At 62.4% G+C, this 26,120-nt stretch carries 28 protein-coding genes; 12 read left to right on the top strand and 16 right to left on the bottom strand.

Features of this window, described 5'->3' with window-relative positions:
* Positions 1 to 194 precede the first annotated feature (194 nt).
* Complete coding sequence (locus AC0L17_RS12380) at positions 195 to 845, top strand: outer membrane protein (protein ID WP_091590581.1); 651 nt, start codon at positions 195 to 197, stop codon at positions 843 to 845.
* A gap of 74 nt (positions 846 to 919) precedes the next feature.
* On the opposite strand, the gene AC0L17_RS12375 is transcribed toward AC0L17_RS12380, so the two are convergent.
* Entirely contained in the window at positions 920 to 1,516 is a 597-nt protein-coding gene (locus AC0L17_RS12375) for a glutathione S-transferase (protein WP_473516028.1), read from the bottom strand.
* Between the two features lie 459 nt (positions 1,517 to 1,975).
* On the opposite strand from AC0L17_RS12375, the gene AC0L17_RS12370 reads away from it, so the two are divergent.
* The gene (locus AC0L17_RS12370; RefSeq protein WP_473516027.1) at positions 1,976 to 2,515 is read left to right on the top strand and encodes a hypothetical protein; all 540 of its coding nucleotides are present in this window, start codon (positions 1,976 to 1,978) and stop codon (positions 2,513 to 2,515) included.
* A 149-nt stretch (positions 2,516 to 2,664) separates the two neighbouring features.
* On the opposite strand, the gene AC0L17_RS12365 is transcribed toward AC0L17_RS12370, so the two are convergent.
* A complete protein-coding gene (locus tag AC0L17_RS12365; protein ID WP_473516026.1) occupies positions 2,665 to 2,796 on the bottom strand; it encodes a hypothetical protein in 132 nt (43 codons plus the stop codon).
* Positions 2,797 to 2,937: 141 nt separating this feature from the next.
* On the opposite strand from AC0L17_RS12365, the gene AC0L17_RS12360 reads away from it, so the two are divergent.
* On the top strand, positions 2,938 to 3,276 hold the full coding sequence (locus AC0L17_RS12360; protein ID WP_128247627.1) for a transcriptional regulator: 339 nt from the start codon (positions 2,938 to 2,940) through the stop codon (positions 3,274 to 3,276).
* Here the strand turns inward: AC0L17_RS12360 and AC0L17_RS12355 are convergent.
* The 10 genes from AC0L17_RS12355 to AC0L17_RS12310 form a co-directional block, all read right to left on the bottom strand.
* Positions 3,246 to 3,698 carry a hypothetical protein gene (locus AC0L17_RS12355; RefSeq protein ID WP_287241093.1) on the bottom strand — a complete coding sequence of 151 codons (453 nt, stop codon included), beginning with the start codon at positions 3,696 to 3,698 and terminating at the stop codon, positions 3,246 to 3,248. The two genes, AC0L17_RS12360 and AC0L17_RS12355, sit on opposite strands and share 31 nt — an antisense overlap.
* Before the next feature lie 131 nt (positions 3,699 to 3,829).
* Positions 3,830 to 4,675, bottom strand: a complete 846-nt coding sequence (locus AC0L17_RS12350; RefSeq protein ID WP_473516025.1) for a 23S rRNA (adenine(2030)-N(6))-methyltransferase RlmJ — start codon at positions 4,673 to 4,675, stop codon at positions 3,830 to 3,832.
* A 3-nt stretch (positions 4,676 to 4,678) separates the two neighbouring features.
* Positions 4,679 to 5,290 (bottom strand): hypothetical protein, encoded by a 612-nt coding sequence (locus AC0L17_RS12345; protein ID WP_473516024.1) that lies wholly within the window; start codon positions 5,288 to 5,290, stop codon positions 4,679 to 4,681.
* Positions 5,291 to 5,473: 183 nt separating this feature from the next.
* Positions 5,474 to 6,574 (bottom strand): ABC transporter ATP-binding protein, encoded by a 1,101-nt coding sequence (locus AC0L17_RS12340; RefSeq protein WP_473516023.1) that lies wholly within the window; start codon positions 6,572 to 6,574, stop codon positions 5,474 to 5,476.
* Between the two features lie 10 nt (positions 6,575 to 6,584).
* Positions 6,585 to 7,418, bottom strand: a complete 834-nt coding sequence (locus tag AC0L17_RS12335; protein WP_023800682.1) for a carbohydrate ABC transporter permease — start codon at positions 7,416 to 7,418, stop codon at positions 6,585 to 6,587.
* 13 nt (positions 7,419 to 7,431) lie between these two features.
* Positions 7,432 to 8,367, bottom strand: a complete 936-nt coding sequence (locus AC0L17_RS12330) for a carbohydrate ABC transporter permease (protein ID WP_473516022.1) — start codon at positions 8,365 to 8,367, stop codon at positions 7,432 to 7,434.
* Between the two features lie 135 nt (positions 8,368 to 8,502).
* Positions 8,503 to 9,762, bottom strand: a complete 1,260-nt coding sequence (locus AC0L17_RS12325) for an ABC transporter substrate-binding protein (RefSeq protein ID WP_473516021.1) — start codon at positions 9,760 to 9,762, stop codon at positions 8,503 to 8,505.
* Between the two features lie 27 nt (positions 9,763 to 9,789).
* Entirely contained in the window at positions 9,790 to 10,965 is a 1,176-nt protein-coding gene (locus AC0L17_RS12320) for a PLP-dependent transferase (RefSeq protein WP_473516020.1), read from the bottom strand.
* Positions 10,962 to 11,696 (bottom strand): FadR/GntR family transcriptional regulator, encoded by a 735-nt coding sequence (locus tag AC0L17_RS12315; RefSeq protein WP_473516019.1) that lies wholly within the window; start codon positions 11,694 to 11,696, stop codon positions 10,962 to 10,964. Before AC0L17_RS12315 ends, AC0L17_RS12320 begins: the two co-directional genes overlap by 4 nt.
* A gap of 230 nt (positions 11,697 to 11,926) precedes the next feature.
* Complete coding sequence (locus tag AC0L17_RS12310; protein ID WP_473516018.1) at positions 11,927 to 12,607, bottom strand: TetR/AcrR family transcriptional regulator; 681 nt, start codon at positions 12,605 to 12,607, stop codon at positions 11,927 to 11,929.
* 190 nt (positions 12,608 to 12,797) lie between these two features.
* Here AC0L17_RS12310 and AC0L17_RS12305 point away from each other — a divergent pair, with 190 nt between their 5' ends.
* Both AC0L17_RS12305 and AC0L17_RS12300 read left to right on the top strand, forming a co-directional pair.
* On the top strand, positions 12,798 to 13,286 hold the full coding sequence (locus AC0L17_RS12305; RefSeq protein ID WP_473516017.1) for a RidA family protein: 489 nt from the start codon (positions 12,798 to 12,800) through the stop codon (positions 13,284 to 13,286).
* A gap of 149 nt (positions 13,287 to 13,435) precedes the next feature.
* Positions 13,436 to 14,158 carry a haloacid dehalogenase type II gene (locus AC0L17_RS12300; protein ID WP_473516016.1) on the top strand — a complete coding sequence of 241 codons (723 nt, stop codon included), beginning with the start codon at positions 13,436 to 13,438 and terminating at the stop codon, positions 14,156 to 14,158.
* A gap of 38 nt (positions 14,159 to 14,196) precedes the next feature.
* Here AC0L17_RS12300 and AC0L17_RS12295 read toward each other — a convergent pair whose 3' ends face one another.
* Together AC0L17_RS12295 and AC0L17_RS12290 are read right to left on the bottom strand one after the other, a co-directional pair.
* The gene (locus AC0L17_RS12295; RefSeq protein ID WP_473516015.1) at positions 14,197 to 14,646 is read right to left on the bottom strand and encodes a DNA polymerase III subunit chi; all 450 of its coding nucleotides are present in this window, start codon (positions 14,644 to 14,646) and stop codon (positions 14,197 to 14,199) included.
* A gap of 19 nt (positions 14,647 to 14,665) precedes the next feature.
* Positions 14,666 to 16,177 (bottom strand): leucyl aminopeptidase, encoded by a 1,512-nt coding sequence (locus tag AC0L17_RS12290; RefSeq protein ID WP_473516014.1) that lies wholly within the window; start codon positions 16,175 to 16,177, stop codon positions 14,666 to 14,668.
* A 247-nt stretch (positions 16,178 to 16,424) separates the two neighbouring features.
* On the opposite strand from AC0L17_RS12290, the gene AC0L17_RS12285 reads away from it, so the two are divergent.
* From AC0L17_RS12285 to rsmA, 7 genes are all read left to right on the top strand, one after another.
* A complete protein-coding gene (locus AC0L17_RS12285) occupies positions 16,425 to 16,739 on the top strand; it encodes a hypothetical protein (RefSeq protein ID WP_287073990.1) in 315 nt (104 codons plus the stop codon).
* Positions 16,736 to 17,938, top strand: a complete 1,203-nt coding sequence (gene lptF, locus AC0L17_RS12280) for an LPS export ABC transporter permease LptF (protein WP_473516013.1) — start codon at positions 16,736 to 16,738, stop codon at positions 17,936 to 17,938. The genes AC0L17_RS12285 and lptF overlap by 4 nt, the downstream gene beginning before the upstream one ends.
* A 16-nt stretch (positions 17,939 to 17,954) precedes the next feature.
* Complete coding sequence (gene lptG, locus AC0L17_RS12275; protein ID WP_473516012.1) at positions 17,955 to 19,037, top strand: LPS export ABC transporter permease LptG; 1,083 nt, start codon at positions 17,955 to 17,957, stop codon at positions 19,035 to 19,037.
* A 128-nt stretch (positions 19,038 to 19,165) separates the two neighbouring features.
* A complete protein-coding gene (locus tag AC0L17_RS12270; protein WP_473516011.1) occupies positions 19,166 to 21,454 on the top strand; it encodes an LPS-assembly protein LptD in 2,289 nt (762 codons plus the stop codon).
* Between the two features lie 204 nt (positions 21,455 to 21,658).
* A complete protein-coding gene (locus AC0L17_RS12265) occupies positions 21,659 to 22,591 on the top strand; it encodes a peptidylprolyl isomerase (RefSeq protein ID WP_287229949.1) in 933 nt (310 codons plus the stop codon).
* Positions 22,588 to 23,616: a 4-hydroxythreonine-4-phosphate dehydrogenase PdxA gene (gene pdxA, locus AC0L17_RS12260; protein WP_023800700.1), complete on the top strand. Its 1,029-nt coding sequence runs from the start codon at positions 22,588 to 22,590 to the stop codon at positions 23,614 to 23,616. The genes AC0L17_RS12265 and pdxA overlap by 4 nt, the downstream gene beginning before the upstream one ends.
* A 22-nt stretch (positions 23,617 to 23,638) precedes the next feature.
* A complete protein-coding gene (gene rsmA, locus AC0L17_RS12255; protein WP_473516010.1) occupies positions 23,639 to 24,478 on the top strand; it encodes a 16S rRNA (adenine(1518)-N(6)/adenine(1519)-N(6))-dimethyltransferase RsmA in 840 nt (279 codons plus the stop codon).
* 12 nt (positions 24,479 to 24,490) lie between these two features.
* Here rsmA and gmk read toward each other — a convergent pair whose 3' ends face one another.
* Both gmk and AC0L17_RS12245 read right to left on the bottom strand, forming a co-directional pair.
* On the bottom strand, positions 24,491 to 25,147 hold the full coding sequence (gmk, locus tag AC0L17_RS12250) for a guanylate kinase (RefSeq protein ID WP_023800702.1): 657 nt from the start codon (positions 25,145 to 25,147) through the stop codon (positions 24,491 to 24,493).
* A gap of 23 nt (positions 25,148 to 25,170) precedes the next feature.
* Positions 25,171 to 26,061 (bottom strand): YicC/YloC family endoribonuclease, encoded by an 891-nt coding sequence (locus tag AC0L17_RS12245; RefSeq protein WP_128185605.1) that lies wholly within the window; start codon positions 26,059 to 26,061, stop codon positions 25,171 to 25,173.
* Positions 26,062 to 26,120: the final 59 nt, after the last annotated feature.

Raw genomic sequence — 26,120 nt, 5'->3', positions numbered from 1 at the left:
CCATCTGTTGCGCAGATGCAACGTCAAAGTTCAGCCATATTCGTGCCAGGTAATGACCCAAGTTCAGGTTCGCTTCAGCCGTATTTTGACACGACATTCGGAACCGTTGAGCGCCAGACCCGTTTTTCCCCCCGGCGGGTTGAGGGCGCTTGTGAAAAGCAAGCCTGTGCCTGTGGCTTAAGGAGTAAAGAACAATGCAAGCCAATCTTAAATTTGCGCGACCGCTGGCGGTGGCGTTCGGGCTCTTCGCCCTCGGCGGAACCGCCTATGCTGCTGACGTCATCGCGGAAGAGCCGCCGGCCCCCGCCCCGATCGCCGAACTTCCGGTCGCTTCCTGGGCCGGTCCCTATGCCGGTGTGAGCGTCGGCTACGGCTTCAGCGGTCACGCCGATGCCGAGGATATCGGCACTGACGTCGACACCGATGGTTTTGTCGGCGGCGTCTTCGGCGGCTATCAGTGGCAGGCGGAGAACTTCGTCTACGGTGCTGAAGCCGATATCGGCTATAGCGGCATCGAGGGCGACGATGGCGGCGTCGAGGCCAAGGGCGGCTTCGAAGGCTCGCTGCGCGCCCGCCTTGGCTACGCCGTCACCCCGGAAATCCTGCTCTACGGCACCGCCGGTGGCGCGCTCAAGAACCAGGAGATCGAAGCGCTCGGCGCCAGCGACGAAAACACCATGCTCGGCTGGACGGCCGGCGTCGGTACCGACATCAAGATCACCGACAATGTGTTCGGCCGTGTCGAGTATCGCTACACCGACTTCGGCGACAAGGACTTTGACGGTATCGGCAAGGTCAAGTCGACCGACAACCGCGTCACCTTCGGCGTCGGTATGAAGTTCTAAAATCGTCCAAGCCACGACACGAAAAAGCCGGGCCTCGTGCCCGGCTTTTTTATGACCCCTTCTCTGGCTGCCGCTCACGCCGGGACGCAGGGTTTCAGCTCCGGAAACTTCTCGTCAAATCGCGCCGCCCAGCGGATCAGCCGATTGCGGCCCTTTTCCCATTTTCCGGCAAAGCGCAGTGAGAGATAGCCAAGGCAGGCGCGCAGCGCCAGCTGGCCGGCGGTGATCTTCTTTGGCAGTTTTGGCGGATTGGCGTTGAGCAGATCGAGCGCGCTGGTGATCTTCGCCCACTGGCGGTCGAGCCACGGCTGATAGACCATATCCTCGGGGCGCGTGCGCCGCTCATAGACCATCGACAGCGCGCAGTCGCAGATGCCGTCGGCCAGCGCTTCAAGCACTTCCGCCTCGAGGCGCTTGTCGGGATTGCGCGGAAACAGCGCGTTCTTCGACATGCGGTTGAGGTGCTGGGTAATGGCGCGGCTATCGTGGATCGAGCGGCCGTCGTCGAGCACCAGCACCGGGATCTTGCCGAGTGGATTGGCGTCGATCAGCTCAGCCGGTTTGTCTTCGGTTTTTATCGGCACGAGCTCGACGGCGATGCCGGCATAAAGCGCGGCCATGCGCACTTTGGAACTATAGGGTGACGTGGACGCGTAGAGCAGTCTGGGCATGATCGGGTTCCTGTTTGCCGAGTACAGAGCATGGATGCGCAAAGGCCGCTGTAGCACTTTGAATTTGCGTATGATCCATTTCCGCGACACTGTTGGCCGGACATCCCGACATGATCAACAGCCCACAGGCGGAAAAACCGGGCGCCACGGCGAACGACCGTCCTCTTCCACGATCGCAGGCAGATGAGCGGTACAGTGCCAGCCTGAGAGCATCTGAACAGGTCAGACGGGTTCGAAACCGAGCCAACTCGGTCTTGCACCAAGAATTTCTCTCCGGGCACAGAGAAATGCCCCACCGGACTTCGCCATAAGGCGAAGTCCTGGGAGCTGCGAAAAGCTGTCTTCCCTCCGCCTCTGTTGCTGCCCGAGCACTGACCCTGCGAGCGAGGCGCCTATCCGGCACCCGCCCTCAACCGTCCTCAGCACTGTCCTCCGCGAGCGAAGAAGCGCGATTACTTCTTGGCCTTCGCGGTCGCGGCCTTCGCCTTTGGTTTGGCCGCAGGCGCTGCTTTCTTCACCGCTACCGAAGACTTCGCTGCCGCCGCTTTCTTTGCCGGCGCAGCCTTCTTTGCGGGTGCAGTCTTGGCAGGCGCAGCTTTCTTCGCTGCGGGCTTGGCCGCGGCCTTTGCAGCCGGCTTCTTGGCCGGCGCTGCTTTTGCCTTGGCGGGCGCAGCCTTGGCCGGTGCTGCTTTCTTCACTGCCGGTTTTGCCGCAGCCTTCGCAGCCGGCTTCTTGGCGGGCGCTGCTTTTGCCTTGGCCGCGGCGGCCTTCGGTTTGGCAGCAGGTGCTGCTTTCTTCACAGCGGCTGCGGCCTTTGCCGCCACTGCCTTTACTGGTGCTTTCTTTGCCGGTGCCTGCTTTGCCGGTGACTTGGATGCCGGCGCTTTGGATGACTGTTTAGCCATATCATGCCCCTTAGTTGTGCCGACGGCCGTTAATGACCCGGCGCGTAATGCATATCTGACTCGCGCTTGTCTAGCCAGCGAAGCATCAGCATGATTTCCGAAGTTTAAGTTTCGGTTACAGGCGACACTACGCTCGTGCTGATTTCGCAAAATGCCGGCGCTGCTCTTCGAGCTTTGCCGACCGTTTGCGACAGACATTCTGCGCGCATTGCCGGAACCAATCCCACTTCAAGGCGCTGAAGCTTAGCAAGCCTTTTTTGTTCGTTGATCGTCGACCGACACCACCATGGCGGCTGCTTCATCGATCTCATCTTCTTGTTCTAGCAGGCGATCTACACAAGCTGCAAAAGCAAAGCGCGACAATTCCGCTGCCATGATTTGTCCGCGGTTGACAGATTACTCTATTTGGCAGAGTATTCTGAATCATCTGGAAGAGCGCATGTCATTCGCGCAATATCGGGCGGCGCTGTCCCAGATCAGTGAGACTGAACGCCGGACACCACAGCAGGCCCGATAATGGCTGCCGACGAAATCATCCACCAGAGCGTGCGGCTCAGGATCATGGCGGCGCTGAATTCTCTGGAACGGCGCGAAGCGCTGGAATTCACCCGATTGAAGCTCATCGTCAATGCGACCGACGGCAATCTCGGCTCGCATATCGATACGCTTGCCACGGCGGGCTATGTCGATGTCGAAAAGCTGTTTGTCGGACGTCGACCGCAGACGCGGGTCAGGGCGACGTCAATCGGACGGCGCGCCTTTCGCGGTCACGCCGCTTTCCTTCGCGCCATCCTCGATGAGGCGGAGCAGCCCGGCAAACGCGTTCAGCGCAGGACGCGGCAGCGGCCGTTGTAGACCATCCAGCGGTCGAAGCCCGCGACGCAGAATTCGACATTATCGCCGATCGAGGCAAAGCCCTGCCCTTCCTCGATCAGATACCAGATGGTGCGGGCGTGGCCGTCGGACAGGCTGACGGTGGCGCCGCAATAGCGGCGGCCGATCGGCCAGGTTTCGTTGGCTGGCAGATAGCGATTCTGGTGGATGCCCTGGAAATCGACAATCTCGACGTCGGGCAGATTCGGCACGTGGTGCACCTGGTAGGAGAAGCGGCTGGTGATCTTGTTCAGCACCCAGGCCTCACCGCAAACGCCGCTGTCTTCTTCGGTGTAGACGGCAAGGTCGGCCGCCTTTGCTGCCTGGGTGACAGCGAGAGACGTGCCGAGCGGCGTGCAAAGCGCGATCAGTGCGGCAAGGGCGGATTGGGCGAAGCGAGTCATGGCAGCCTCTTATGGTCGACTGCGCGCACTGTGCGGATTCGCTTGCGCGCGGTCAAGCGGTTGTAGCGACAATGGTTTCCTAGTTCGAAATCGCCTTCAACCAGGACAGGCGCGCGGATAGCTCTGCCGCCCTACGCCACCAGCCATTCCAGTGTCCAATGCGCCGGTTTTTCAATGACCAGCAAATTGTGCAAAGCCGGCAGCAGCCTGCGCAATTCGCCTTCCAGCGTGAACGGCGGGTTGACCACCACCATGCCGCTGCCGTCAAGGCTGGGCTCGGCCGACGGCGGCCTGATCTCGAAGCCGATGTCGAGCAGCTTCGGGACACCTGACTGCGCCAGCGCCTTGCGGAATGCGGCGACCGCCTTGCGGTCCTTGACCGGATACCATAACGCATAGACGCCGCCGGGCCAGCGCTTGTGGGCTTTGCGCAGCCCATCGACGAGGCGGTCGAATTCGCCCTCCTCCTCGAAGGGCGGATCGATGAGTACAAGGCCGCGCTTTTCCTTCGGCGGCAGATGCGCGCCGAGTGCCAGCCAGCCGTCGAGCTCGATCACCCGGGTCTGGAAATCGCCAGCGAATAGCGCCCTCAGCTTCGCGGCGTCCTGGCGATGCAATTCGACCGCCGACAGCCGATCCTGCTTGCGCATGAGATGACGCGCGATCAGCGGCGAGCCCGGATATTTTTTCACGCCGCCTTCAGGATTGAGCGAACGGATGGCTTCCAGATAAGGCGCCAGCAGTGCTGCCGCCGGTGCGTCAAGCGCGGCATCGACCAGTCGGCCGATACCGCCTTGCCATTCACCGGTCTTTTGCGCTTCAGTCGACGACAGGTCGTAGCGGCCGATGCCGGCATGGGTGTCGATGACGCGAAAGGCCTTGTCCTTCTGCTTCAGATATTCGACGAGCCGGCTCAGCACGACATGCTTGACGACATCGGCAAAGTTTCCGGCGTGATAGGCGTGGCGGTAATTCACGATCTAGTTCGAGCCCCTGCCCCAGCGTGGCGGTGGCGGCTGCGAATTCGGATTTTGCGGCCGGCGGCCGCCGAAACGCAACGCCAACAGCAGCCCGATCAGGCCGGCCGCTATCAGCGAGAAGCCGACCGGCCGCGCCCGACGATCGATCTCGCCGACGCCGGAACGCAGCACGAGGTCCACCGCCCGCATCTCGATGCCTTCGGCGTCGCCCAGGCCGATGGTGAAGAGGTACGGGCCGGGGCTGACCTTCGCGATCAGGCCGGCTTCGTCGCGAAAGATCTTGTCCGGCAGTTGCGGGCTGACCTGGCGCGGATTTTCCGAATGGTTGAATTGCAGCGTTGAGGCGAGCACCGTCCTGCCGCCGGTGGCGGCGGTCAGCGTCAGCACGGTGCGCTGTTGCGAGACGATGCGTTCGGTTCTCGCGGTGAGGTCGACCAGCACCCGCACCGGCGCGTCGCGAGCGGCCAGCGGCACCGTCGCCGGCTTGAACCGGCCCTGTTCGTAGACCCGCCAGGTGCCGATCTCATGGCCGGAGAAATTGGTCATCGCCCAGGGATAGACGACGCCGATGCCGATGCCGGCGAGCAGGATCAGAAGAAACAGAAAGCGCATGCGCTCGACTACCATGCCGGATATTAGCATTAGCGCCGCGCGGGCGCGTTCCATCTCGTCCCAGGAGCCATGTCGAGGCCGAGATCAAATGTCGTATCGAATTCGGCGGTGCCAAGATAGACAATAGCATCGGACCCAAAGGTGGGAACAGAATCCGAATGATCTGAGCGCCGATAAGGACGATCAGCCTTTCCCCTGCTGGAGGCTCGTTTCCAATGCGCGCATTCCAGTCTCGTCGAACAAATGCAGATGTTGCGGCGGGAAAGCCACCGTCACCTTCGGGCCAGCCGTCAGCGCCGCCCTGTCCAGCGTGAAGACGTTGAATGGCAGGCCATGCAGGCCGAGATGCAGGATGATGCCGAAGCCGGTCGGCTCGATCAAGTCGACCGTCGCCCTCAGGCTGCTCTCCGATGCCGGCGACATCTCGACATGCTCCGGCCGGATGCCGAGTGTCACCGCCGCGCCCTCCTCGAGTTGATAGGCTGACGAAAGCCCAATCAGCGTTCCGTCAAGCAATCGTGCGCCGGCCGTGCCTGCGCCGGTCTCATAGCGCGCCGACAGAAAATTCATTGCCGGCGATCCGATGAAGCCGGCCACGAACAGGTTGGCAGGGCGGTCGTAAAGCTCCAGCGGGCTACCGACTTGCTGCACCACGCCCTCATGCATGGCGACGATCCGGTCGGCCAGTGTCATCGCCTCGATCTGGTCGTGAGTGACATAGATCGAGGTCGCGCCGAGATCGCGGTGCAGCTTCTTGATCTCTGCCCGCATCTGCTCACGCAAGCGCGCATCGAGATTGGACAGCGGCTCGTCGAACAGGAATGCCTTGGGCTGTCGCACGATCGCGCGGCCCATCGCCACGCGCTGACGCTGACCGCCAGACAGTGCCTTCGGCCGCCGCGCAAGCAGCGGCTGCAGCTCAAGCTTCCTGGCTGCATTGCTGACGGCGGACGTGATCTTCTCGCGGGCAGCCTTGCGGATGCGCAGGCCGTAGCTCATGTTCTCAGCGACATTCATGTGCGGATAGAGCGCGTAGGACTGGAACACCATGGCGATGTCGCGGTCCTTGGGCGCCCGCTCATTGACGCGCATGCCGTCGATCCGAATCTCACCTTCGGTCACCTCCTCGAGCCCGGCGATCATGCGCAGCAGCGTGCTCTTGCCGCAGCCCGACGGTCCCACCAGCACCACGAACTCGCCGTTCTCTATCGACAGGTCGACGCCATGCAGCACGGAGACGACGCCGAAATTCTTGCGGACGTTGCGGATGTCGATCGATGCCATTGAACCTCACTCAGCCCTTGACCGCGCCGGCCGTCAGGCCCTGGACCAGATAGCGCTGGATGAACAGGAAGAAGAGGCAGGCCGGGACCAGCGCCAGCACGCCGGCTGCCATCATCTGCCCGAAATCGACCGAAAACTTCGACACGAAGGTGAGCAGACCGACCGGAAACGTGGCGGCGCTGTTGCCCGAAATCAGCATCAGCGCGAACAGCAGTTCGCTCCATGCGGCGGTGAATACAAAACCAAGCGTCGCCGCAATGCCGGGCAGCGTCAGCGGCAGGACGATCTGGCGAAACGCCATGAACTGCGTGGCGCCATCGATCTTGGCCGCCTCCTCCAACTCCTTGGGAATGCCGTCGAAAAACGACTGCATCAGGAACGTCGCGAAGGGGATGTTGAAGGCGGTGTAGACGACCACCAGCCCGGTCAGGCTGTTGGTCAGCCCGAGCGGCGAGAGCATCTTGAAGATCGGCGCGACCAGCATCACCAATGGAAACATCTGGGTGAGCAGCATCAGCGCGACCAGCCAGTATTTGCCGCGGAAGGTGAAGCGCGACAGCGCATAGCCGGAGAGAGACGCAAGCAGCGTCACGATCACGGCCGTCGCGCCGGCAACGATCATGCTGTTCCTGAAGAAGACCGGGAATGCGCTGTGGGCCAGCACGAAGCGGAAATGTTCAAAGCTCATCCGTGACGGCCACATGCGCACGCCCTCGGAATAGAGCAGGTCGTTCGGCGTGACCGATACTTTCAACAGCCAGAACAGCGGGAACAGTGCAAAGAGGACGTAGCAGAGGATCGCCAGGCGGTGCAGCGCGGTGCCGAACGTCGAATAGCTGTTCATCTGGTCATCCCAATCAGGCCCGATCCATCAGGACTTGCCGCAGCATGACGATCAGCATCGAATAGGCGAGCAACAGGACGAGCAGCACCAGCGCGATGGCCGAGGCATAGCCGAAATCCAGGGCCCTGAAGGCTTGCGTGAAGATGTAGCTCGCGACGATCTGCGTGCGGTCGGCAGGCCCGCCGCTGGTCATGACGATGATCAGGTCGGCGAAGTTCGAGATCCAGACGGTGCGCAACAGCACGGTGATGGCAATGGTCGGCGCAAGGAATGGCAAGGTGATCGACGTGAACCGCCTGAATGCCCCGGCGCCGTCGATCGCCGCCGCCTCGTAGAGGTCGCGCGGGATGGCTTGGAGCGCGGCCAGCAGCGTGATGGCGAAGAAGGGAATGCCCCACCAGACGTTGGCTATGATCGGTCCCCACATGGCAAGCTGCGGATTGGAAAGGATGTTGGCCGGCTCATTCATGAGGCCGAGCGCATAAAGCCAATGCGGCAGCGGTCCGATGACGGGGTTGAACAGCCACGCCCAGTTGAGCCCGGTGAGGAAAGTCGGTACCGCCCAGGGCAGGAACACCAGCGCCTGCGCTATGGCGCGGCCGCCGAACGGCCGGTCGAGCAACAGCGCCAGGATCAGGCCGAACACGAATTGCAGCAAGACGGATGCGCCGGTCCACCACAGCGTGTTGCGCAGCGCCCGATAGAAGTTGTCGTCGTCATAAAGGGTGCGAAAATGATCGAGCCCGACATACCCGCCGGAGAAGGGGTTGAGCAAGTGCACGTCGCGGAAGGCGTAGGACAGGCCTAATACCAGCGGCGCCAGCATGATGGTGACGATCAGAATCAGCGCCGGGGCGGTGTAAAGATATGGCTCGGCATGGCGCGTGATCCGGTCGACCAGCGACCGGCGGCGCGATTCCGGGAACCCGGCGGTGGCGTCAAAGACCATCAGCTAACGCTTTCGCTCCAATTGGCCATCCGTCCAATCGACCATCCTTCCAATCGACCCTCCTTCCAATTGACCATGGACGAGACGTATCGGAGCCACCCGCGATGGGCGGCTCCGATGCCTGGCGTCCGCCGTTTATTTCTTGGCCAGGTATTTCTGCTGCGCCTTGGTCAGATAGTCGGCCCACTGGTTGGCCATTTCCTCTGGCGTGATATCGCCAAGCAGTGCCTGCTGACTGGTCTTGATGACCATCGAGTCCTTGAAGAAGGCGAACTCCTCGAGATAGGTCGGCATAACCGTTGGCACCGCATCCTTGTCCTCGAGTTCAGCGAACCAGCCCTTGAACTGCTCGCTTGCGTAGAAGGGATCCTTTTCGGCCGACTTGTGGACCGGCAGCGCTCCGGTGCGCTTGTTCCACTCGACATTGCCCTCGGGCCCTTCGAGCGTTTCGATCAGCTTCCAGGAGAGGTCCTTGTTCTGGCTGGCCGCCATCATCGACCAACCGGCATAGCCGATGGTCGGGAACGTCTTGCCGCTCGGCCCCTTCGGCATGGTCGTGACGCCGTAGTCTTCCGGCTTCATCCGCTCGGCTATCGCGATCAGCGCGTCTGGATCCTGATCAAGCATTGCGCAGGTGCCGGTGTAGAATCCGGCGACGATTTCGTTAAAACCCCAGTTGACGCTGTCCTTCGGCGCCAATCCCTTCTTGTACAGATCGACGACCCAGGTCAGTCCCTTGACCCAGCCCTCGCTGTTCATGGTCGAGGTGCCGTCCTCATTGAAGAACTCGTTGGAGCCGGCCATGGTTGCGCCGAACATGATCCAGCCGTTGAGGCCACCCGGCCCGCCGCGCAGGCAGTAGCCATATTTGCCTGGAAGCTTGGATACTTTCTCCGATGCCGCCACGAACTCGTCCATTGTCTTGGGCGGCTCGGTGACACCAGCCTCCTTGAACAGCTTCTTGTTGTAGAACATCGCCCGCAGATAGAAGCCGTAGGGCAGCATGTAGGCGGTGTTGTTCACGTCGCGGCCGAGTTCGAGCGCGCGATCGGTGAGGCCCGAGGTGTGCTCCCATTTGGCAAGATAGGGTTCGAGGCTTTCGAGAAGGCCGTTGTTGGCATAGAGCGACAGCCAGGTGTCCGGCATCTCCATGACGTCGGGGATTTCGCCGGCAGACACCATGGTCGCGAATTTCTGGAACGCCTCGCCCCAGGGCACCGAGATCACCTCGACCTTGGTGCCCGGGTTGGCTGCCTCGAATTTGGCGACGATCGACTTCAGGGTTTCGGTACGCTCGGGGCTGGTGATCACCTCCACGAGCTTCAGCGTCGTGTCGGCGAGTGCAGCACCCGACATCAGTACGGTGGCGAATGCGGCGATAAGAAGCTTCTTCATTTTCCGTTCCCTTCTTGTCTGGTTGCTTCAGGTCTTTTCTTCGGAAGCGGCGTCGATCGCCGTTTCCAGGTCACTCCACAGCGCCTCGGTTCCCTCGAGGCCGACATGGAGACGCACGGACCGCGGATGGACGCCGAACGCCATCGCGGAATTGGGTTGGGCCTTCTGCTGCAGCACGACCTCGCCGGGCACAATGAGGCTTTCGTGGCCGCCCCACGACACGCCCAGCTTGAACAGCTTGAGGCGGTCGGCAAAGGTGCGGATGTCGATGCCGTCGCGGAAGACAAATGAGAACAGGCCCGACGTGCCGGTGAGCCCCGCGGGAAGCAGGTTGGCCAACCCTGGATGGCAGACCCTCTCAACGATTGGATGATCCCGCAGGCGCCGTGCGATTTCGAGGCCGGAGGCCTGATGAGCGCGCATCCGAATCGGCAGTGTGCGCAAGCCGCGAATCAAGAGCCAGGCATCGAATGGCGACAGCTTGCCGCCGAGATATGGATAGGCTTCGCCGCGGATGCGGCCAATCAATTCCTTCGAGCCCGCGACCACGCCGGCCACCACGTCGCTGTGGCCGCCCAGGTACTTGGATGCGGAGTGGACCACAACGTCGACGCCGAGCGACAGTGGCCGCTGAAAGACCGGGCTGGCCCAGCTGTTATCGATGATGGTCGGGATGCCGCGGGACCTTGCCAGCGCAGCGAGCGCGCCGATGTCATGCGTTTCCATGACCCAGCTGGTCGGGCTTTCCATATAGAACAGCCTGGCGCCAGGCAGGGCGCTCGCGACAGCCGCCTCGTCGCGCCCGTCGACATAGGTCACCTCGATGCGCATGCGCGCGAGCAACGTGCCGAACAGTCTGAACGCGTCCGGGTAGATATGCCTGACTGCGACAATGCGGTCGCCCGGTTCGACGAAGCTCAGCACTGCCGATGAGATGGCGGACATGCCGCTTGCAAAACCGATCGCGTCCTCGGCGCCCTCCAGCTTCGCCAGCATTTCCTCGAACATGCGCACCGTCGGGTTCAGCCCGCGCGTGTAGGTCGGCCGCACTTTTTCGCCGCGGTATGTTTCGAGCATCTCGTCATAATTCGAGAAGGTGAAGAGCGAGGTCTGCACGATCGGCGGGACGACGGCATCGAAGGCGTTGCCCTCGTCATGGGCGGCGATCAGCGAGGCCTGGTCGAAAAAATCCGGGCCATTCATTTCGACATTTCCTCGATATCCTCTTCCACAATCTCGAGGATCTTCAGCGTTTTTCCGCGCGCCAGCTCCGCGTCCCCGGCGACGATGGCATCGAACAGCTCACGGTGATACGGGAACGATCGCCGCGCGAAATCCTGCCGGTCGAAAGGATGGTCCCAGAAGCGCTCGAACGCTTCGCGCATCTGCCCCAGGAGCTGCCGGAAAAGCGGGTTGTGCGTGGCATCGTAGACCGCTAGGTGAAAGGCCAGGTCTTCCGGCCCCGACGTGCCGGTGGCGAGATGGACGCGCTCCATCTCGATGAGTTTTTCCTCGATCGTCCGCAGATCGTCGACTGTCCGCCGCCGTGCCGCAACCATGCTTGCCTCGGCCTCGATGCCGCGGCGCACCTCGAGGGTGTGCAAGAGACCGTCGCGCAGCTCAGCCGTATTGAGCGACAGCGGCAAATGGATCGTGCCGGCGGATATCGGCTTGAGCAGATAGGTGCCGCTGCCTTTGCGGGTCTCGGTGACGCCGAGCGCTTCGAAACGCCCCATCGCCTCGCGGATCGTCGAACGCCCCACGGAAAGCGCGGCCATCAATTCGCGTTCGGTCGGAAGCCGGTCACCGCTCTTCAGCGAAGCGCGCTCGACATAGTCTGCCAGCGCTTCCATGACTTGTTTGCCGCGGTCCAACGGCGGGAGCGTGGCGATTGCCACACGCGTGGCAGGTGCCCCGGGCAGTTCGCCGCGCATTCGCATGGGTACCTACGCCCAAAATTGGTCTGACATCCTATCAGTTTTGCGCGCCACCAGCCTTTCGTCAAGTGGCCTTGGCAATGCAGAGGATGCATTTCGGCTCACACCCATTGCGGAACCCTGGACGTTGCCGCGTCTTCTGCGACCTTGCAAAAATCAGCTGCAAAACTGTGACTTTAATCGGCGATTTTGCGACAGTCGCTTTCAGCCAAAGCTACCGTTCAGCCTCATTTTGGAGAGAGGCCATCGAGCAGGAGGCCGAGGCCATTCCTGAAAGCGCCGTCCCAATCATTGTCCAACAGCAGACGAGAGCGTTCGATTGTCGGATAACGTTCGCTGAGACGTGTAAGGCGCTGCTGCGCAGCGGCCCTGTCGTCGTCCGAGAGGTCGAAGCTCGCCCGGGTGATGGTGGCGCCCATCACATAGTTCCAGAGCGACCATATCGCAACGTTCACATCTGCGTCCGCAACGCCGGCTCTGGACAAGGTCTTGCTCAGCAGTTCCAAGCGACCGAGGATGTTCGGGCCGAGCGCCCGGCGCGGCAACAGCGATGCCGACCAAGGGTGGCGCAGCATGCTGGCGCGCCAGTCTTCGAGCACATGAACGACTTCTCCGCGCCAGTCTTGAGCTATTTGCGGCGGTCCGCGATATTCAAGCACCGAGTCGAGCGCCAGATCAAAGACATCCTCTTTGTTGTCGACGTGCCAATATAGGCTCATCACGCCCGAGCCGAGGCGATCGGCCAGCCGACGCATCGTCAATCCGTCGACTCCTTGAGCGTCAAGCAGTTCCACCGCGGTCGCCACGATACGTTCCCGAGAGAGCGGCGGTTCACTGTGCGGCTCCTGCAAGGGCTGGAGCCGCTCATTTATCCCTCGTTTGCTCCGGCCGCTGCGTTTGGCAGCCATCCGTCTTCCTCGCTGTTCAGAGCGTCGATTTTGACTGGCAACGCGAACGAATGTCGATCTTGAACGATTGACTCGTACGACGTACCATACGATGACTCGTACGTCGCACGAGTGATCGTATGAGCGATACGGTTAAAGTTCAATAACGCCGGCCGCGAGAGTACCTTGCTCGCATAGCCAAGAGAAAATCATGTCACGCGCAATCAAGCATCTGCTTATCGAAGGGCTAATCATCATGACCATCGGAGTTCCCACTGCCACGACAGCCAATGAGAAGGATCTCATGCTGACCATCGTCAATCCACAAAACCTCTACGACCCGTCGCCGAATGGCTACAGCACGGCGGTGATCACGCCGCTCGGAGCCCGGGTGGCCTACATCTCCGGACAGGGCGGGCAAGACAGCACGGGAGCCTTGTCGCCCGACTTCGCTGTCCAGGTTGAGCAGGCCTACACAAATTTGCGCACCGCCCTCGATGCGCTCGGTGCGAAGCCGGATCAGGTCGCCAAGCTCACCGTCTTCGTGGTCGATCACGATATGTCCAAGCTTGAGGTGTTGACCAAGAACGTCAAAAAAATGTTCGGTGAAGCGCTGCCGGCGCAGACCCTGATTCCCGTTCCCAAGCTTGCAATTGACCCCATGCTCTTCGAGGTGGAGGCCGTCGTCATTCTGGAATAGTGGTGCCGCTCGCCTTTCGCACATATCCTGAGGTTAGCGATAGGTTCACCCGGTCCATCCGGTCACTGGTTTGCCTGTCGCAAATTTTCCTCGGGGCGCTCGCCCCCGAATGCGGTCATTTAGTGTGCGGATCGAGGAGCCGAATGTTGATGGCATTGGATGGCGTACGTGCGTTGGTATTCGACGTGTTCGGCACTGTCGTCGATTGGCGCAGCGGCGTGGCGCGCGAAGCTGAGCCGTTCCTGAAGCGGCATGGAGCAGGATCCGCTATTCCTACCGCTTTCGCGGATGCGTGGCGCCGCCGTTACTCCCCAGCGATGGAGGAGGTGCGCAGCGGCCGGCGGCCCTTTACACGGCTCGACGTGCTGCATCGGGAGAATCTGGAAGCCATATTGCCAGAATTCGGGATCGACCCGGCTTCGGTGCCAGCGTCCGAGTTGGACGAACTGAACCTGGCATGGCACCGATTGGAGCCATGGCCGGACGTGGTGGCCGGCCTTGCACGGCTCAGGGCCCGCTATATCATCGCGCCGCTCTCGAACGGCAACATCGCCCTCATGCTCAATATGGCGAAGCGCAGTCGCATCCCCTGGGATGCGATCCTCGGCGCCGAAGTCGTGCAAGCCTACAAGCCTGCGCCGGAAGCCTATCTTCGCACCGCTGACGTGCTGGCAATGAAGCCGGATGAGATCTGTCTTGTGGCCGCCCACAATGGCGACCTTGCGGCGGCTCGGGCATGCGGATTGCGAACAGCCTTTGTCCCGCGTCCGACCGAGCACGGGATAGCGCAGACCACGGATATGCACCCTGATCAAGCCTGGGACCTGGTGGCCAGCGACTTCATTGACTTGGCTGAACGACTTCAGTTGTAGCAACCCCAGGTTGCGGATCGCCCAGGCGGCAGGCTTTACTACGCCTTGCGTTCCCAGCGCCGGTCTGAGGTCTGCTGCCAGTAGGTGACTGCGTGGCCGGCTTCCTTCATCGTCTTCCAGTGCGTGCGCGCCGCCTCGACCTGGGCCGCATCGTGGCCGTCGAACAGGAACACGGCGCGCTCGTAACCGGCAAGCTTCGGCGGCACCGCGCCGTCAACCAGGAAGCGTATCTGCGCCTCGTTCGGATTGTCATGGCCGGTTGTCAAAAGGATCGGCTGCTCGGCCAGATAGGATTCGCGGTCCGTCGCATGCGCCAGGAAGGAATCGTCCCTGAAGGTCCAAAGATGCTGGTCCAGCGCGTCGCGCCGTTCTTCGGAGCCGGTCTGTACCACGGCGCGCCAACCGCGATCGACACTGCGCTCGAGCAGGCCGGGCAACGCATCCTCCAGAGTCGATTCGGTCAGGTGGTAGAACAGGACGTCGGCCATGATCGCGCCTTGAAGGGCATCACTCCTCGTAGTTGTCGCGAACCAGCCGGTCGAGCAGCCTGACGCCGAAGCCGGAGGCCCATGACTGGTTGATCTCGCTGGACGGCGCGCCCATCGCGGTGCCGGCGATGTCGAGATGCGCCCAGGGTGTATCCCTGACGAAGCGCTGCAGGAACTGCGCCGCGATGATGGCGCCGCCATAGCGGCCGCCGATGTTCTTCATGTCGGCATTTTTCGAATCGATCAGCTTGTCGTATTCGGTGCCGAGCGGCATCCGCCACACGCGTTCCTGCGTCGCCTGCCCGGCGCTCGTCAGCCTGTTCGCCAATTCGTCATTGTTGGAGAACAGCCCGGCATAGTGCTGGCCGAGCGCGACCATGGTGGCGCCGGTCAGCGTCGCCAGATTGACCATGAATTTCGGCTGGAAGCGATCGCTGCAGTACCACAGCGCATCGGCCAGAACGAGGCGGCCTTCGGCGTCGGTGTTGAGCACCTCGATGGTCTGGCCCGACATCGAAGTGACGATGTCGCCGGGGCGCTGCGCATGGCCGTCGACGGCATTTTCCACCAGCCCGATGATGCCGACGACATTGGCCTTGGCCTTGCGCGCGGCCAGCGCGTGCATCAGCCCGGTCACCGCGGCCGCGCCGCCCATGTCGCCCTTCATGTCCTCCATGCCGGAGGCCGTCTTTATCGAATTGCCGCCGGTGTCGAAAGTGACGCCTTTGCCGACGAAAGCAATCGGGCTGTCCTTGGCCTTGCCGCCGTTCCATCGCATGACGGCCAGGCGCGCGCCACGCGGCGAGCCTTGGGCGACGCCGAGCAGCGCGCCCATGCCGAGCTTCTTCATCTCCTTCTCGACCAGGATCTCGACCGCGACGCCGAGCGCCTCCAGTTCGTTGACGCGGGCGGCGAATTCCACCGGCCCCAGTATATTGGCCGGTTCGTTGACCAGATCGCGCGCCAGGAGCACGCCGTCGATCACCGCCACCTCGTCGGCGAAGGCCTTTTTCGCCGCCGCCGGATCGGCGGTGTGGATGGTCACCTTAACCGGCTTTTTGGGCTCGGCCTTGTTGCCGTCGCGCTGGCCGTCGCCATTGTCCTTTTTCGTCTTGTACTTGTCGAAAGCATAGCTGCGCAGAAGAATGCCCGCGGCAAGCTGTGCCGCTTGCCTGCCGCCGGCGTCAGCACCCGGCAGATCGAGCATGACCGCCACCTCCGTCGCCTTGCGCAAGGATGCAGCGATGGTGCCGCCAAGCTTGAGCCAGGCATAGTCGTCGAGCGCCGAGACCTTGCCGGCGCCGACCGCCACCAGCCGGTCGAGCGATGTGCCCTCCGGCGCCAGCACTTCGACCAGGCCGGCGAACTTGCCGGAAAAGTCGGCCACCGGAAACGCCCGCTCCAGGGTCTTTGCCGGATCGCAAGCCTTTGCCGCGTCGCCGAGACCGGCATCGTTGGCCGCCAGCATGAAGACGCTGCCTTTTTTGGGCACTGCGAACCTGGCAAAGGCGATCGAAGGTCTCGAAGTCATCATGTCCTGCTTTCGGGAAAGGCGTTGGGTTTTCGGGAGAGTGCCTTGACGAAACTAGATATTTGGCTGTTTCCGACCGGAAGCACCACCCCCAACTTCAATCATCGCCCCTGCCTGGCGATCTGCTGGGAGATTGCGCTGGCGCCGATCACGACCGCACCGTGAAAAAATCGATTCCTCGCCGGTTTGACTCCACAATTCTGTCACTTCTGCTTTCACGCCTGTACCTGTCGCAGCCACGGCGGCCATGTCGGTGACCGGCGCGACATTTGGTCGTTTTCCGGCATTTGGCAAGACTTTGCCGGAATCCGATCCCATATGGCAGATGGAATCGATGGCGATTCGTCGCGGCACGGCCCCGCTTTACTGCCGCAACCTGTTGTTAACCATTGATGTTCGCCCTTTCTTATCCAATGCCGCCGACACTCCGGCCACCGGAAACAACGATGTGGGACGGGAACCAGATCGAACCGCCAATGGACCGGTTGTGCAGGCGTCGCCGGGCGACTACCTTGTCTGGAGGCATGATGCCGTTCGGCAAAATCGAGAAAAGCCTTCATGAAGGTCGTTGAACGCTACATCATGCGTCGTGCGTTGGCGGTCTTCCTCGCAGCGCTCATCTGGACGCTGGCGATCGTGTGGACGACGCAGGTGCTCGCCCGCATCGATCTCGTGACCGACAGCGGGCAGTCGGCGCTGACCTTCTTCGAGGTCGCTGCGCTGATCATTCCGTCGATCGTCCCGGTCGTCGTGCCCTTCGCCCTGGTGGTCGCGGTCGCGCAGACACTGAGCGCGATGAATTCCGATTCTGAGCTTGCCGTCTTGAACGCCGCAGGCGCTTCGCGCTGGACCATCGTCCGGCCGATCATGCTCCTGGCGCTGGCGGCCAGTGTTTTTTCGTTCGCCGTCGACAACGGCGTCGACCCCTATGCACGACAGAAAAACCGCGAGCTGGTGGCGTCGTCGCGCGCCGATCTTCTGTCGCTCATCATCCAGGAAGGCACCTTCCACAAGATCGACGACGGCCTGTTCCTGCAGATCGGCGAGCGGCTTCCGGACAACCGCCTTGGCGGCATTTTTGTCGCCGATTCACGCGAAGAAGGCGTCAACCTCATCTACTACGCCAAGAGCGGCGCCATCATCGAAAGCGGCGACGAGAGGGTGCTGATGATGAACGACGGCGTCATCCATCGCAAAACGCTGGCCGGCGATCTTTCGGTCATCCGGTTCACCTCCTATGCCTTCGACCTGTCGGCTTTCATGTCGGCCTCATCGGAGGTATTGCTCTTGCCGAAGGACCGGACGACACAGTACCTGCTCAATCCCAGTCCGAACGACAAGATGTTCCAGAAAAGGCCGAACAAGTATCTGGCCGAGGTCCACCAGCGTTTCTCCGAATGGTCCTATTCACTCGTTTTCGCGCTGATCGCGCTTGCGGTCGCGGGAGACGCGCGCTCCCATCGCGAGGCGCGCATTCATCCGCTGATCACGTCTATCGCGATTGCCCTTTTCGTGCGCTGGCTCGGTTTCTTTGCCGCTGGGAAGGCCGACAACATTCCGCAATACGCCTATATGGTCTACGGCGTTCCTATTGTGGCGTCCGCGGTCGCGACATGGTTCATCGTCTCCAACCGGACCATGGAGCTGCCGGTCGCCTGGGCCGACTGGATGACGAATTTCGCCGGCCGCTTCGGTGACGGCTGGAGCGCCCTGAAGCTCCGCTTCGCCAGGCGCGGCGCTTCTGGCCAAGAGGCCGGCTAATGGGCTGGACACGCTAATGGGCTGGACTCTGGGCAGATACTTCTTCTTCCGCTACGTGACGATCACCATCTGGTTCTTCATCGGCCTCCTGGCGCTTGTGTTCCTGATCGACTTCACCGAGCTTTCCGGCCGCACGACCGGCTTGCCGGGTTTTACCTACGGCACGGCGTTTGCCATCTCAGGGTTGCGAATGCCGATGATCATGCTGCAGACGGTGCCGTTCGTCGGCCTGTTCTCGGCGATGGCGACGCTGGTCTCGCTTAATCGCAGGTATGAACTGGTCATCGCGCGTTCCGCCGGCGTATCCGCATGGCAATTCCTGCTGCCGTGCTGCATCGGGGCGCTGCTGTTCGGGGTGTTGTCGGTCGGCGTCATCAATCCGATCGCCGCGTATGCGTTTTCCTGGTCCGAAAAAATCGAAACCCAGCTCCGCTCCGGCAAGTCGAACACCGTCTCGGCTGACGCCGAGCCCTGGATCCGGCAGAAAACCAGTTCCGGCGATACTGTCATCGGCGCGCGCGCCATCCTCAATCAAGGCCTGGAGATGGCCGACGCCGCCTTCTTCGTCCTCAACCCGCAAGGCGACATCGTCGAACGGAAGGACGCGGCGCACGCCTATTTGCGGGATGGTTACTGGGAACTGCAGGACGTCAAGGTGTTCCGGGACGGCAACATCCAATCGGTGGCAACCGACCGCATACCGACCGATCTCAAGCCCGAGTTCGTGCAAGAGCGGCTGGCGCGCCCGGAAACCATCCCTTTCTACGATCTGCCCGGGAAGATCGAGGTCGCCCGCTCCTTCGGCCTCAAGGCAAATGCCTTTGCCATGCAATTTGATTCACTGGTAGCGCTGCCGTTCCTTCTCGTCGCCATGACTTTGATCGCCGCAACGGTGTCGATGCGATTTGCGAGGATGGGACAATCCGCGACGATGATTCTGGGTGGCGTCCTGGCCGGGTTTCTGCTTTATGTCGTGACAGTGCTGGTCAAGGCATTCGGCGTGGCGGGATTCGTACCCACAGTCGTCGCTGCATGGGTTCCGGTTGTCGTGGCTATGTTCTTCGGGGTGACTTTCTTGCTGTACAAGGAAGACGGCTAGTGAGGGGGGCGGTTTTGCGCATCCATAGGCATGCCGATTCGGCGCGCCTCTATGGGGCGAGCGCCTTGGCGTGCCTGCTCGCTTGCGTCGTTCCGAGTATCCCGGCTTTTGCCCAGGATATCAGCGGCATGGCAGCCGACGTTCCCACCGGTTCGCAAATGCTGCTGGCGGCAGATACGCTGGTCTATGACAATGACAACCAGACCGTAACGGCCGTCGGCGGCGTGCAGATCGATTATGGCGGCAACCGCCTCGTCGCCCAGCGGGTGGAATACAATCGCAACACCAAGCGGCTCGTCGCCAGCGGCAATGTCGAGGTCATCAACAGCGACGGCACCAAGATCTATTCGCAGCATGTCGACATCACCGACGATTTCGCCGACGGCTTCGTCAACGCGCTGCGTGTCGAAACCGTCGACAAGACCTATTTCGCCGCCGAAAGCGCGGAACGCATGGGCGGCGTGCTGACGACGTTCCACAACGGCGTCTACACGGCCTGCGAGCCGTGCGAGGACAAGCCGGACAAAGCGCCGACCTGGCGCATCAAGGCCAGAAAGATCATCTGGAACGGCGAAAAGAAGACGGTTCGCTTCGAGAATTCGAATTTCGAGTTCTTCGGCTTTCCGCTCGCCTATCTGCCGGCCTTCGAGATTGCCGACCCGACCGTCAAGCGCAAGAGCGGCTTCCTGATCCCCAGCATCGCTTACAAGAGCGACCTCGGCCTCGGCGTCAAAGTCCCCTATTATTTCGCGCTCTCACCAACCTACGACCTCACCGTCACCGGCAGCGGCTATACCAAGCAGGGCTTTCTCGGCGAAGCCGAGTGGCGCCAGCGCTTCAACAACGGCCAGTACAGTCTGAAGATCGCCGGCATCCGGCAAGAGGATCCCGACGAGTTCATCGACGACGACGGGCGCAATGTCGATTCGGGTGCGGCCGGCGACCCGAACGAGTTCCGTGGCATGATGGGCACCAAGGGCCAGTTCGCTATCAATCCGCGCTGGGACTTCGGCTGGGATGTCCTGCTGCAGACCGACAAGAACTTCTCACGCACCTACGCCATTGAAGACTTCGCCGACAGCGTGCATCGCTCCTCGATCTACCTGACCGGCCTCAACGGCCGCAACTATTTCGACGTGCGCGCCATGCGCTTTGTGGTCCAGGAAGAGGCACTCCCTGACGATCCGACCGCGCGCGCCGGCAAACAGCCCTGGGTGCTGCCCTCGCTCGACTACGCCTACATCCCCGACATGGCGGTGGGCGGCGGGCAGCTGTCGCTCAATGTCAACGCGCAGGCTATCAGCCGCGACAGGCTGGATAGGGCCCTTGCCGATCCGAACAACGCTGCGTCCGTCACCAGTGTACGCGGCATCGAGGGCCAATCGGGCCGTCTCACTGCCGAAGCGGAATGGAAGCGCACCTTCACCACCGATGGCGGGCTGCTGCTGACGCCCCTTTTGGCGCTGCGCGGCGATGCCGGCTATGTCAACGCCTCTTCGGGATCGCTCAATGCCATCAATCAGATGGCGTCTAACCTCGGCGTCGACGACGATACGCGATCGTCGCTCGCCCGCTTCATGGCAACCGCCGGGCTGGAAATGCGCTGGCCGGTGCTGTTCTCGTCGACCAGTTCCAGTCACATCTTCGAGCCGATGGCGCAGGTGTTCGTGCGTCCGAACGAGCAATATGTCGGCGGCCTCGCCGTTCCCAACGAGGACGCGCAGAGCTTCGTCTTTGATGCCACGACATTGTTCGAGCGCGACAAGTTCTCCGGCTACGACCGCTTGGAAGGCGGCACGCGCGCCAATGTCGGGCTGCGCTATTCCGGCGCCTATGACAATGGCTGGAGCACCAACGCGCTATTCGGCCAATCCTACCAGCTTGACGGCCAGAACTCCTTCGACGCGCCGGACCTGGTCAACGTCGGCGAAGATTCGGGCCTGGAGACCGCGAGCTCCGATTATGTCGGCCTTGTCGGCTTCAACAGCCCCGGCGGGCTTTCCGGCTCGGTCAGCGGCCGCTTCGACGAGCAGAGCTTCGAGATTCGCCGCGCCGAGGTGAAGGCAGCCTATTCCGGCCTGCCGATTTCGTTCAGCGCCAAATACGCCTTCATCCAGGCTCAGCCGCTCTATGGTTTTACGACCGATCGTCACGAGGTCACGCTCGGCGCCTCGGCGCAACTTGCCGAGAACTGGCGTGTCTTCGGTACCGGCACCTACGATCTCGAGCAAAGCGTCCTGGTCAAGGACGGGGTCGGCTTTGCCTATAGTGATGATTGCTTCACCTACTTGATGACGTTCTCGGAATCCCGCGACCTGAGCACCAAGGAAGTGTCGCAGAATATCGGTTTCAATCTGTCGTTTCGCACGCTCGGCGATTTCGGCTCGACGCAAAGCTCCTTCAACACTGTCCAGTAGCAGACCACTGGCCAATAACGGACAGGCGGAACGGGCGGCCGGCCAACGCACCAGCCCGAAAAATTCAAAGTGTCTTGAGCATACGTCGTGCGTCAAAGTGGACGCACATCGCAGCTAACGACATCGTTTCGCCGCATAGGGCAGGCACGGGTTCCAGTTCCCTCAAAATGCGATAAATTGGGCCGCAACCGAGATAGGATTGGGATGCTTTCGATGAGGAAATACCTCTTTTCGGCAGGGTTCGCGCTGCTGGTGGCGGCGACCTCAGCCTCGATCACCATGATGACGCCGCCGGCTTTCGCCAGCCAGATCAAATACGTCGTCAACAACGTACCGATCACCACTGGCGACATCCAGCATCGGGCTGCCTTCCTGCGCCTGCAGCGCAAGAAGGGCAATGCCGCCGAGGAAATGATCGAGCAGACGCTGCGCGTCGCCGAAGCCAAGCGTCTCGGCATCCGCATCAGCGACGCCCAGGTCGAGGCCGCCTATCAGCGCTTTGCCACGACCAACAAGATGCAGCTCAAGCAACTCGATGGCGTCATGGCGCAGTCCGGCGTCGGCAAGGAGCATTTCAAGGAGTTCATCCGCTCCCAGATGGCCTGGAACCAGGCGCTGACCGCGCGCCATCGCTCAGAGAGCGGCGGCTCCGTGAGCGAGCAGGACGCAGTCAGGCGCATGCTCGACAAGGGCGGCAACAAGCCGACCGCCATGGAGTACATGCTGCAGCAGGTCATTTTCGTCGTGCCGGCGGCCGAGCGCAGCGCGACGCTGTCCAAGCGCAAGCGCGAGGCCGACGCGATGCGCGCCCGCTTCAACGGCTGCAACACCTCGCGCGAATTCGCCAAGGGCCTGATCGACGTCACTGTTCGCGATCTCGGCCGGATACTGGCGCCGCAATTGCCGCCGGACTGGGCCGACCAGATCAAGGCCACCAAGGTCGGCGGCGCCACCCCCACGCGCGAAACAGACCGCGGCGTCGAGTTCATCGGCATCTGCTCGTCGCGCGAAGTGTCCGACGACAGGGCCGCCCAGATGGTGTTCCAGAGCGAGGGCTCGAGTGGCAAGGACGCCGACGAACTCTCCACGAAATATGTCGAGGAGTTGCGGAAGAAAGCCCGCATCGTCGAGCGCTGAAGCCGCCAGAGGCAGCGCTGGCGCTGAGCGCCGGTGATCCATCCGGCGTTGGGCCGGAAATCGCCATTGCCGCCTGGCAGGCGCGCGACAGCGCAGGTGTGCCGCCCTTCTACCTTATAGCCGATCCGGCGCTGATTGCCGCACGGGCGCGCCTGCTCGGCGCCGATGTGCCAATCACGGAGACAGTGCCAGCCGAAGCGGAGCGCGTCTTTGAGCGCGCCCTGCCCGTCATGCCGCTTGCCGCCCGCTTCGTCGACGACCCCGGCCGGCCGGACCCGGCCAACGCCGCCGGCATCATCGAGGCCATCGACCGCGCTGTTGACGACTGCCTTGGCGGTCGCGCGGCGGCGGTCGTTACGTGCCCGATCGCCAAGAAGCCGCTCTACGACGCCGGCTTCCGTTTTCCCGGTCACACCGAGTATCTGGCGCATCTGGCGACGCTCCACACCGGCGCACAAGCGATGCCGGTGATGATGCTTGCCGGTCCCGAGTTGCGCACGGTTCCGGTCACCATCCACATTGCGCTGCGCGAGGTGCCGGAAGCGCTGACGACGGAATTGATCGTCGCGACCGCCCGCATCACCGCCGCCGACCTCGAATACCGCTTCGGCATTGCCAAGCCGCGGCTTGCCGTTGCCGGCCTCAATCCGCATGCCGGTGAAGGCGGCGCGATGGGCGCCGAGGACGAGCGCATCATCCGCCCGGCGATCGAAAGGCTGAGGGCGGAGGGCATCGACGCTTTCGGGCCGCTGCCGGCCGATACGCTGTTCCACGCCCGCGCCCGAGCCGGCTACGATGTGGCGCTGTGCATGTATCACGATCAGGCGCTGATCCCGGCCAAGGCGCTGGCGTTCGACGAGGCGGTCAACGTTACGCTCGGCCTACCCTTCATCCGCACTTCACCGGATCACGGCACCGCTTTCGATATCGCCGGCAAGGGCATAGCCCGGACCGACAGCCTGATCGCGGCGCTCAGGCTCGCCCGCAGGCTTGCCGACATCGGGGCGAAGGCTGCCGCCGCATGAGGCTTTGCATGAGGGCGGTCGCATGAGCATCGACGGGCTGCCGCCGTTACGCGCGGTGATCGAACGCCATGGGTTGCAGGCAAAAAAGGCGCTCGGCCAGAATTTCCTGCTCGACCTCAACCTTACCGGCAAGGTCGCGCGTGCCGCCGGCGACCTGACCGACGCCACGGTAATCGAGGTCGGTCCGGGTCCAGGTGGCCTGACCCGGGCGCTGCTGTCCCACGGCGCGGCTCGGGTCATCGCCATCGAGCGCGACGAGCGCTGCCTGGCAGCGCTTGCGGAGGTGTCAGATCACTATCCGGGCCGTTTGGAAATCATTGCCGGCGACGCGTTGAAGACGGATTTTGCAGCGCTTGCCGAAGGCGCAGATGGAGGCAATGGATCTGTGAGGATCGTCGCCAACCTGCCCTACAATATCGGCACCGAACTTTTGATACGCTGGCTGACCGTCGCCGAGTGGCCGCCCTTTTACGCATCGATGACGCTTATGTTCCAGCGCGAGGTGGCCGAGCGCATCGTCGCCCGCCCCGGCAGCGATGCCTATGGCCGGCTGGGCGTGCTGGCAGGCTGGCGGACGGAGGCAAAAATCGCTTTCGACGTGCCGCCGCAAGCCTTCACGCCGCCGCCCAAGGTGGTGTCGTCGGTGGTGCATCTGGTGCCGCGGGCAAATCCGCTGCCCGCCGAAGTCAAGAAGCTCGGCCGCGTTACCGAAGCGGCCTTCGGCCAGCGCCGCAAAATGCTGCGGCAGAGCGTCAAGAGCCTCGGCGGCGAAGCCCTGCTCACCCGCGCCGGCATCGATCCGACGCGGCGGGCGGAAACCTTGAGCGTCGAGGAATTCGTGCGACTGACCAACGCGGTGTGATTGCGCCGGCCCCTAGTCCGTCTTCTCGTCGAGCAGCCCCGAGACGAAATCGAACAGCCCGGGCCGGCGGTCGCGTCTGAGCCGCTCGGCGATGACTATGCCGCGTACCTCGGCGAAGGCACGGTCGAGATCGTCGTTGATGATGACGAAATCATATTCCTTCCAGTGCTCGATCTCGTTGCGAGCGTTCTTCAGACGCGTCTCGATCACCGATTCCTGGTCCTCGGCGCGGCGCTTCAGCCGCGCCTTCAACTCTTTCATCGAGGGCGGCAGGATGAAGATCGAGACGATGTCGGCGCGCATCTTCTCCTTGAGCTGCTGGGCGCCCTGCCAGTCGATGTCGAACAACATGTCGCGGCCCTGTGCCAGCGCCAGTTCGGCCGGCTCACGGGGCGTGGCATAGCAATTGCCATGCACTTCGGCCCATTCAAGCAGTTCGTCCGAATCGCGCAGCCGCTCGAACTCACGCATGGTGCGGAAATGATAGTGGACGCCTTCGATCTCGCTGCCGCGGCGCGGCCGCGTGGTGACGGAGACCGACAGTTCGAGACTGGAATCGCTCTCCAGAAGATTGCGCGCGATCGTCGACTTGCCGGCGCCGGACGGCGACGACAGCACTAGCATCAAACCCCGCCGACGAATGCGGGAACCCAAATCCCTGGCAACCATAGGCTCCTTGGCGACCATCAGGGTTACTCCAGATTCTGGACCTGTTCGCGAAACTGGTCGACGACCGCCTTCAGCTCCAGCCCTATGGCGGTGATCGCAGCGGCGTTCGACTTCGAACACAGCGTATTCGATTCGCGGTTGAATTCCTGCGCCAGAAAATCGAGCTTGCGGCCGATGGCGCCGCCGCCTGCCAGCAGCACCCGGCCGGATGCCACATGTGTCTTCAGCCGGTCGATCTCCTCGCGGATGTCGGCCTTGGTGGCCAGGAACGCCGCTTCCATATGCAACCGGCTGGCGTCGAGATTGGCGGAGGCATCCATCAGCAGCCGCACCTGCTCGGTAATCCGTTCGCGGATCACCGCCGGCTCGCGCGACGGATCGGCCTCGGCGCGCAGTGTCAGCGCTTCGATAGCGTCGATATGACCGGACAGCAGCGAGCGCAGGGCGGTGCCCTCGCCCTGGCGTGCCTGCTCCAGCCCGCCCAGCGCCACTTCGAGCGCCGAGAGGATCGCGCTGTCGAGCGCCGCCCGCGCCTCTTCGGTTTCGACGGTTTCGGGGATGTCGAGCACGCCGCGCAGCGAAAGCAGCCCGTCGGCTGTCGCAGGCGCTGCGCCGAACATCTCCTGCAGCCGCTTGGCCAGCCCCGCCAGATCTCTCAGGAAGGCCTCGTTGACCACTGGCTGCGCCTGCTGGCCGGCTGCGCGGCCGACGGTCAGCGTTGCCTGGAAATTGCCGCGCGCAAAGCGCTTCTGCACCGTCTGCCTGACGGCCGGCTCAAGCCGCTCGAGGCCTTGCGGCAGCCGCAGCCTGACCTCGACGCTCTTGCCGTTGACCGACTTGACCTCCCAGGCGATCGACGTGCCGTCATGTTCGGCGACGGCCCGTGCAAAACCGGTCATGCTCTGCAAATTCATGATGCCCTTGTGTCCCCCTGGCGCATGATCCCGGAAGCGGTTCCGGGCTAGATCGTGCG

The organism is Mesorhizobium sp. WSM4829 (genome assembly GCF_055811475.1).
Note: the sequence above shows the minus strand (reverse complement) of the source record. Positions and strands in the feature narration are given on the sequence as shown.